Raw genomic sequence first — 8,542 nt, forward strand, 5'->3', positions numbered from 1 at the left:
TTTGGCTGCAAGCCAGTGTTAATTTTCAAAACTAATTTTTAACATAACTCGATTTAGGGCACTGCTTAGTGCCCTTTCAACGGGGGATGCCCTAAATTGAGTGCTTACACAAGCTGATGTATACGAGGTTGACTTCGTTGACGTTGTTTCTTTGCTACGCTTCCTTAGACATTACTTTTGATAGGCAATTTTCGTTTTGAGACAGCCTTTTATCAAAAGAGGATGCCCTAAATTGAGTACTTACATGTTTATGAAACAATTGAAGATTTATCTAAATAGAGGCAATGAACGCTCTATTTTGGTAAAAAAAAATGTTATAGCATCTCTGTTTAATAAAGGGATTGCCATTTTAATCTCATTGTTGCTAATACCAACGACAATTAATTATTTGAATCCGACACAGTATGGGATATGGCTCACAATAAGTTCAATTGTTGGATGGATTTCATATTTTGACATTGGCTTAGTACATGGATTTAAGAACAAATTTGCCGAAGCCAAAGCTAATGGAAATTTAAAATTAGCATGTCAATATGTTAGCACTACTTATGCTGCGTTAATTATTATATTTGGTTGTATTATTGTTATTTCAGAATGTATTAATTATTATATTGATTGGGCAGGTTTTCTTAATATAGATGAATCTTACAATTCGTTATTAACATCTGTTTGTTCTGTTCTTTTTTTATTTGTAGGATTGCAATTAATATTAGGGATTATTTCTGCTTTACTTATGGCAGACCAACATTCTGCACTAGCTGCTATTATTACAACTATCGGTCAAGGGGTAGCTTTAATTTGTATCTACATTTTAACATTTTTCTCTGGCAAAAGTATGTTGTATATTTCTTTTGCTTTATCAGGAATTCCATGCATAGTTTTACTTCTTGCGACCATATTACTCTTTTCTTATAAATATAAACAATATATTCCATCTTTTAAATATGTCAATTTCTCTTTGACAAAAGACATTGTAGTTCTCGGTGGGAAATTCTTTCTAATTCAATTATCAATGTTGATAATATTTCAAATTACTAATATTATTCTTTCAAGAATAGAAGGACCTGAAGCCGTGACTCAATATAATGTTTTATATAAATATTTTTCTATAATTCAAATGGTGCTTAATATAATATTATCTCCATTTTGGATAGCTTATACAGATGCATATGTAAAACAGGATTTTGTATGGATGCAAAAAGTGTACAGGAAACTTAATCATATTTATATATATACAATAATTGTCGGTTTTATCATGCTGCTAATTTATCCCTTTGTTTTTAATTTATGGCTTTCTCAATCAGTTTCTATCACTTGGGATATAGCAATTAGTATGTATTTATATGTTTTAATATTAAGCTATTCCAATATGTTGATGATAATCATTAATGGTATTGGGAAAATTTTTATACAAATGATTATATATGTAATTTTTGCTTTTATCTCTATACCTTTGTGTTATGTCTTTTGTACATATTGGGGAATTTCAGGTATTCTTGCAGCTTTAGCCTTTGTTTATCTTATTCAGGCATTATTTGCTAAAGTTCAATTAAGTAAAATATTAAAGAAAGAAGCTAATGGCATTTGGAACAAATGAAAAATTTTTAAGTAAAAAAAATTGTGTCGTTTTTATAATCGGACTTTTTTCATTTATTAAAATACGCATTTTAGGCACGCTTGGTATTAGCGAAATATTAATTATAGGTTTATATATAGGACTTATTAATCCTTTTTCCTTTTTAGAGAACAAGAATGTTGTGTATTTATATGGTATGACTTTTTTATGGTTATTGGGTGTTTTTATTTCAGATCAGTTAAATGGGACACCTATAATCGATTCGCTTAAAGGGCTTTTTAATGTAATTTTTCTTCTTCTTTTGATACCATTTGTATATTGGGCACTGTATGATAAACCTAGCCGAATGTTATTTTTTTGGTTGGGAGCTGGAATTTCATCTTTAATGGGATTTTATTTTCAAAAAGTACCATCATTAAATTTATATGAAGCAGAAGTTTGGAGCGTGTATGCTTATTATCCATTATGTATAGCAATTTCAGGTTTATTGTATTATAATCAAAAACGATTTCTATCTTATTTATTTATAGAAAGTTTTGCTATATGGTCTCTTTGGCATATGAGTCGTAATGTTTTTTTATGCATGACTATTGGAGTTTGTTTGCTAATATTTATGACAAATCTCAAATATTTGGAATTCTATGATAGAATACGTTTTTTAAAAGATAAATGTTTAATTTTAATATTGATTTTATGCTTTTCAATTTTTAGCATTAGTTATGGTTATGAATATTTGGCTAGTCATAAGATTTTAGGAGAAAGAGCATATCAGAAATACATAATGCAACATAATTCAGAATTAGGTTTACTTTCTGCTCGTGGAGATTTTTTTCAATCTTTAGAGCTTGTATCTAAAAAACCTATTATAGGATATGGCAGTTACGCAAAAGCAAATAGTAACATGTTAACTTATTATTCTTTGGATGAAAAAGAATTCTCAAAAGACGAAATATTACCAGGACATTCTTATTTAATGGGAGGATGGGTTTATACAGGTATTTTAGGATTAATATTTTGGCTTTATATTCTTAGGTTAATATTTAAATTCTTATATGTTGGTTTAGTTTATGATTTAAAACTAATGGGCATCAATATCCTTTTAATTTGTATGATGCTATGGAATATATTTTTTTCTCCATTTAGTGATAGGTTAAATTTTCTATTTTTTATAATGTCATTAATTATACAGACGCAATATAGCAAAGAATATGCAAAATAAATTGGTAGATATTTCTATAATTATTCCATCTTTTAATCAAGGATTATATTTAGAGCAGACTTTGCAATCTATAATAAATCAACAATATCCCAATGTTGAAGTTATAGTAATGGATGGAGGGTCAACAGACAATTCAATAGAAATAATAAAAAAATATGAGTCAAATATTATATATTGGCAAAGTCAAAAAGATAATGGGCAAAGTGCCGCTATTAATGAAGGGGTTAAACATGCTAAAGGAACATTTGTAACATGGTTGAATTCTGATGATGTTTTACTTGATAATACTTTATTTACTGTGAATGAATACATTCAGGCAAATCCTGATATTGATTGGTTCCTAGGCAATGTATTATGGATGGATAAAAAAGGGTATGTTATAAAAGTTGGCAAAACAGAAAAGGAAAATACATTTTGGAATAAAAAGCATTTATTTTCTAATGGGGGGCCTTCTGCTTTTATGAGAAAATCTTGTTTTACAGAGTTAGGAGGCTTACGGGAAGATTTTCATTATATGATGGATACTGAACTTTGGCATCGGTTTATAATGTGTGGACATCCTTTTGTTCGGATTAATAAATATTGTTGGGGGCTTAGACTACATGAAGCTGCCAAAATGTCTGGACATAATTTTAAAAATTCCATATTAGCAAATAAAAATCATCCTTCATGGATTCAAAAAGAAAAAGAATCATCATTTTTAAAAAAACATTATTCATGTTCTTGGTTTTGGATTAAATTATGGAAATTCTCAAAACTATTTAATACTTCGTTTTATTCGAGGTTTATAGACCGGAAATTATTAGGGAATCAATATTCAGGAATATATTTATGAATGGATTAATTATTTGGGCTTATTCTTATTGCCGTTCAACAATTAGTTTTTATTTGGAATTAGGGAATTTTTTTTCTGTTCCACTGAAAATCTATGTATGGCGTACAGATTATTCTTTACGAGAAAATGTAGGATTTTCTCGTAGGGAAATAGAGGATAATAATATCTATATTTTAGAGGAGGGAAATAATTTTGCAATTAATATTTTAAAAAAGCATAGAACATGGAATCATATATTTACTGCTTATCAGAATGTTCCGTTATTTCAAAAATTAATGCAAATTGCAATTTCTGAAAATATTGTATACGCAATTGCTTCTGAAGCTCCTTGCAATATGTATAGATTTCCTTTACGTTTTATAAAATCTCTCTATATATCATACATACTTCCTTATAAACTTAAGGCATATATAAAGAATGCAGAATTTATAATCAATTTCTCCGGGCACTATGAAAGAGAAATGCTTAATTTAGGTTGGTCGCAAAATAAAATTATATCTTGTGGATATTATTCTCCACCAATAGTAGGTAGCCAATGCATTAAACGAAATATACAAAACTGGGAAAATTTTACAATACTACTTTCTGGCATTCACCAGTGGCATAGGTCTCCAATTTTATTATTAAAAGCATTAAATATATTGAAACAACGAGGACGAGTTTGTAAATGTGTGATTACACAAGAAGGACCATTGCTTGAAGAACTTAAAAAATATGCATTGCAGCATCGGCTGGACAATATAAGTTTTATGGGTTTTGTTAGTTTAGATAAATTAATTGAATTATATCAAACTTGTTCTGTATATGTTGGTGCAGGGACAAATGAACCATGGGGAATGCGTTTAAATGATGTTTTACAATGTGGTTCTCCTTTAGTAGTAAATAAAGGAATGGGTGGAAGTAAATTAGTTGATGATTATGCTTGTGGTTTTACCTTTGAGCGAGGGAATTATCGCATGTTAGCCGATTGCTTAGATTTATTAATATCAAATAAATCTATATATCTAGAAGTCGCAGAAAAAGCATACATTTCAGCACAACAAATTTCTCCTCGAAAAAAGGCTAAAGAAATTGCGGATATAATAATGAATCTTTTTGATAAATGGCACTAATGAAATTTATTAAAACAAGTATATTATGTCTGTAAGCAGTCAAAAAATGGCTATTGATATAAATCCCTACCTTCGCTGCAAATCAAAATTTAAAAAATCATGTATAGCAGTGAAGATCTTGAAAGGTTTTACTTTCAGTACCAGACCGAGGCTTTGCCTCATGGAGAGTCTCTCCAGTCGTTTTGTTTAAAGCACAAAGTCCCTTATAACATTTTCCAGAAATGGTTTAAGGATACCCGCAAAAAAGTAGTTGAAGTCCAGGTTGATGGTGCTCCTGAGATTACCCATGAAGAAAAGACCAAGACTGATGACCGGCCTAAACCTGTATCAAAAGGCTGCAATGACAATCCCGTCCGCATATGGATTGACATCCGTATCAGTAATGGGTTACACTTGTCCCAAAAGAATTTAAGCTATCAGGATTTAGTCCGGATGATAGAGAAGCTGGAGGGTTTATGCTGAGTGTTACCGGCCTGAATCATTTTTATTATGTGCGTGACTTTACCGACATGCGTTGCAAGCACAGCCGTGTGTTGTCCATCATCCGTGAACGGCTTCACCGGGAACCCTGTGACGGGGATGTCTTTATTGTCATGTCGCGAAACCGAAGGATAGTCCGTATGTTTTCATTTGACAATCATTCATACAGCCTGTTCGAAAAGAAGTTTGTCGCGGGCTACCAGTTCATGAAAGTGGAGCGGAACGGGGCGGATACCGTTTATCGGATTGACTGGAAAGATGTGGTTCTGATACTGGAAAACCCTATAGTTAAAACATTAAAAATCAGATAATTAATATGTCTGTTTGCTTGCGGTTCTGCGATTATTTTAGTACCTTTATATCTGTAAATCAAAGGTTTAAACATGATCGGGCTGCAACATATAATAGACTTAAAAAGGGAATTGTTGAGTAGGGAAACCTACTCACGGACCCCTATAAATTATAGTGAAGGTATGGCAGACGACCAAAAAGACCGGTTTATCCAGTACCTGGCGGAACAACATCAGGAGGATGAGTTGACCATCAAGGCCATGAAGCTTGTCTTGGAGGATTTCATGGCTCAAATGAAGGGACTGAAGGAGCAGATGTCCTCCATGCAATCGAAACAGTCCGATTTGGAAAATCAGTTATCGGAAGAGCGCAAGCTTCGCCAATCGGCTGAACGTAAGGCAAAGTCTCTCCAGGAAAAACTTGATTTTGCCAATCAGGAGCGTTTTGGTGACAGGCGTCAACGGATAAACCCTAAAGCTAAACAGGACGCTTCTGACCGGCAAAAGGAAAAAGATGATTATGACGGTACGGACGATACGCTCCGTACGGACTCTGTAGACAATAACGAATCCCGGAATGAGCCGGCCCTTCCCCGAAAGGAACGTGACCTGAGCAATCGTCCTGACGGATATGGGAATGACCTTTTCTAAAAACACCTTGCACAACTGGCTTAAGAAAGGCAAGAAATACCTTGATGAGTTGGTTCGTGTATTGAAGTCCGTTGCCTTGGAAAAGGACTCGATTGTGAACTGCGATGAGACCTGGTGCAAGGTGCGCAAATATGACCACTACAAGAAGTGTTACATCTGGGTATTGGTCAACAAGGCTCAGAAAACGGTTATTTTCTTCTATGAGAATGGCTCCCGCGGCCGTGAGGTGCTTACAGACTTCCTGGGTGATGCGGAATTGAAGAGCATCATGTCCGACGGATACAACGCTTATGTATTTATCGGGGATGAGTTGAAATCCGCCCGGTTTAAGGATACCATACATCAAGTTTGCATGTCCCATGCTAAAAACAAGTTTGTCAAGGCTTCCAACCAGGGTGGTGAACCGACGGCTGAACGCTTTTCCACTATCTTAAAGGAGTTCTTTATGAGGGAGCGTAAATATGATGATGCCGGATTTACCCCGGAAGAGAGGTTGCGGGAAAGGCAAAGCCTGGAAACGAAAGGACTCCTGATAGAATTGCGCAGCCTGTTGGACAGTGAACTGTCAAAGGATTCAGAATTTAGAAGCCAATATTACACGGAAGCCCTTAATTACCTGAACCGGTTCTGGAAAGAGATCTTCGCTTACTTGGATGACGGTGAACTCCCGATAGACAACAATCTTGCCGAGCGGACCATTCGGAAGCTGACTACCCAACGCAACAATTCACTCCATTATGGCAGTGATGCCGGGGCTGAGATGGCTGCGACTTATCATAGTGTAATAGGCACGGTAAAGCTTCATGGCAGTTCTGTCTGGAACTTCATCGGAACTTTTTTCAAAAACATCTTTAACGGGTGCAGGGATTATGTTAACATGGTTCCTGGCAAAATCACTTTGGCTGCCAGCCAATGTTAAATTCAAAGCTAATTAATTAACAAAACTCGATTTAGGGCACTCAAAAGTGCCCTTTCAAAGGGGTATGCCATAAATTGAGTGCTTACACACTTATTCTATTTTATTTTATTAATCCTTTAATTATGGTCGGAGTAGCAATTATTGTAGCAAAATTGTTGCAGAAAGTTTTTCCGTCAGGTTATAAAATATTAACAGGAGGGCGTTGATAATGAAATTTCTTCAAACTATAGCTAATTTAGGAATTCATTCCGGTGGTACTACCACTTGTATTTATGATTTATTATTAGCTATGCATCATATTAATGACAACGTAGATTTGATGACATTGCATACTAGTGACATAGTGGGACATGGTGAAAATTGGATAAAAGCTTTATCTAATGATGCAATAACTCCTTACGGTTATTCACGCAATATCCAATGCTTTTTAGAACAATCGGATTATGAGCTTTATCATACAAATGGGATGTGGATGTATTGCAACCATGAAACTTGCCGTATAGCACGAAAGAAAAATAGACCCTATATTATTACACCGCATGGTATGCTTTATCCTCAAGCGTTAGCACGTTCGGCATGGAAAAAGAAATTGATGTTGACTATAGGTGGAGTAAATAAAGATTTGAAGTTGGCGGATTGCATTCATTGTACTTGCATGGAGGAAATGAAACATTATCGAGATTTAGGATATAAAAATCCAGTCGCAGTAATTCCTAATCCTGTACCTATTCCATCGTTTATTAATGAAGTGAACAATAATCGTAACATCAAACGGATTGGTTTTTTGGGCAGAATTCATCCTTATAAAAATCCCGAAGCATTAGTAAAGGCTTGGATTTCATTAGGGAAACAGGTTGATAATGCCCAGCTTATTATAATGGGTAGAGGAGAACCGGAATATGAAAGCAAATTGAAAAGTTTAGTAAAACAGCATCGTTTAACGAATGTTGAATTTGCGGGTTTTATTAATGGTAAAGAGAAGTTTGAACGTTTAGCTTCTCTTACAGCTTTATGTGTTCCGAGTTTTTCCGAGAATTTCGGTATGACCATTGCCGAATCATTATTAGTCGGCACACCCATTATAGCCAGTTTAGGAACGCCATGGCAAGAACTGAACGCCCGACATTGCGGGTATTGGGTAAGCAATGATGTACAGACATTGGCAGAAACCATAGAGCAGGTATTGTCTTTGCCAGAAGATGAAATTCAAAGAATGGGCGAAAACGGCAAGCGGTTGGTGCAAGAGAAATACCAAGATACTCAAGTAGCAAAGATGATGATACAATTGTACGATTGGTTGATAGCAGGAAGCGGAAAACCTCAATTTGTATACGAATAAAATCTATCATACTTAGAAACTGTTTTGAATTGATTTAAGAATAATGTTATAGGGCTACATACAATTCAGAATCAGCCGGTCAATTGGAAAAATGTTATATCTTTACAGGTACCAAACAATA

Annotated in this window: 7 protein-coding genes and 1 pseudogene; all 8 read left to right on the plus strand. The window is 34.3% G+C overall.

All coding sequences use genetic code 11. The features are described 5' to 3' along the window. Positions 1-250: 250 nt before the first annotated feature. The 8 genes and pseudogenes from B5F91_RS14470 to B5F91_RS14505 all read left to right on the plus strand — a co-directional run bounded on the left by B5F91_RS14470 (position 251) and on the right by B5F91_RS14505 (position 8,421). The gene (locus B5F91_RS14470; protein ID WP_158099932.1) at positions 251-1,597 is read left to right on the plus strand and encodes an MATE family efflux transporter; all 1,347 of its coding nucleotides are present in this window, start codon (positions 251-253) and stop codon (positions 1,595-1,597) included. Then, complete coding sequence (locus B5F91_RS14475; protein ID WP_087429735.1) at positions 1,578-2,795, plus strand: hypothetical protein; 1,218 nt, start codon at positions 1,578-1,580, stop codon at positions 2,793-2,795. The genes B5F91_RS14470 and B5F91_RS14475 overlap by 20 nt, the downstream gene beginning before the upstream one ends. After that, the gene (locus B5F91_RS14480; RefSeq protein WP_087429736.1) at positions 2,785-3,630 is read left to right on the plus strand and encodes a glycosyltransferase family 2 protein; all 846 of its coding nucleotides are present in this window, start codon (positions 2,785-2,787) and stop codon (positions 3,628-3,630) included. The genes B5F91_RS14475 and B5F91_RS14480 overlap by 11 nt, the downstream gene beginning before the upstream one ends. Continuing rightward, positions 3,627-4,742 (plus strand): glycosyltransferase, encoded by a 1,116-nt coding sequence (locus tag B5F91_RS14485; protein WP_087429737.1) that lies wholly within the window; start codon positions 3,627-3,629, stop codon positions 4,740-4,742. Before B5F91_RS14480 ends, B5F91_RS14485 begins: the two co-directional genes overlap by 4 nt. Positions 4,743-4,841: 99 nt before the next feature. Next, positions 4,842-5,204 carry a hypothetical protein gene (locus tag B5F91_RS15340; protein ID WP_204244705.1) on the plus strand — a complete coding sequence of 121 codons (363 nt, stop codon included), beginning with the start codon at positions 4,842-4,844 and terminating at the stop codon, positions 5,202-5,204. Beyond that, complete coding sequence (gene tnpB / locus B5F91_RS14495; protein WP_013616418.1) at positions 5,198-5,533, plus strand: IS66 family insertion sequence element accessory protein TnpB; 336 nt, start codon at positions 5,198-5,200, stop codon at positions 5,531-5,533. The genes B5F91_RS15340 and tnpB overlap by 7 nt, the downstream gene beginning before the upstream one ends. A 72-nt stretch (positions 5,534-5,605) precedes the next feature. Next, positions 5,606-7,082, plus strand: a pseudogene (locus B5F91_RS14500) (IS66 family transposase). 208 nt (positions 7,083-7,290) lie between these two features. Then, on the plus strand, positions 7,291-8,421 hold the full coding sequence (locus B5F91_RS14505; protein WP_087429738.1) for a glycosyltransferase: 1,131 nt from the start codon (positions 7,291-7,293) through the stop codon (positions 8,419-8,421). Positions 8,422-8,542 lie beyond the last annotated feature (121 nt).

The organism is Bacteroides sp. An322 (genome assembly GCF_002161765.1).
GTDB classification, from domain to species: Bacteria; Bacteroidota; Bacteroidia; order Bacteroidales; family Bacteroidaceae; genus Phocaeicola; species Phocaeicola merdavium.

Bases quoted from the DNA above. Each gene is read 5' to 3' on its own strand.
- B5F91_RS14470 (WP_158099932.1), top strand. From the start codon at position 251: ATGAAACAATTGAAGATTTATCTAAATAGAGGCAATGAACGCTCTATT.
- B5F91_RS14485 (WP_087429737.1), top strand. From the start codon at position 3,627: ATGAATGGATTAATTATTTGGGCTTATTCTTATTGCCGTTCAACAATT.
- B5F91_RS14475 (WP_087429735.1), top strand. From the start codon at position 1,578: ATGGCATTTGGAACAAATGAAAAATTTTTAAGTAAAAAAAATTGTGTC.
- B5F91_RS14480 (WP_087429736.1), top strand. From the start codon at position 2,785: ATGCAAAATAAATTGGTAGATATTTCTATAATTATTCCATCTTTTAAT.
- B5F91_RS15340 (WP_204244705.1), top strand. From the start codon at position 4,842: ATGTATAGCAGTGAAGATCTTGAAAGGTTTTACTTTCAGTACCAGACC.
- tnpB (WP_013616418.1), top strand. From the start codon at position 5,198: ATGCTGAGTGTTACCGGCCTGAATCATTTTTATTATGTGCGTGACTTT.
- B5F91_RS14505 (WP_087429738.1), top strand. From the start codon at position 7,291: ATGAAATTTCTTCAAACTATAGCTAATTTAGGAATTCATTCCGGTGGT.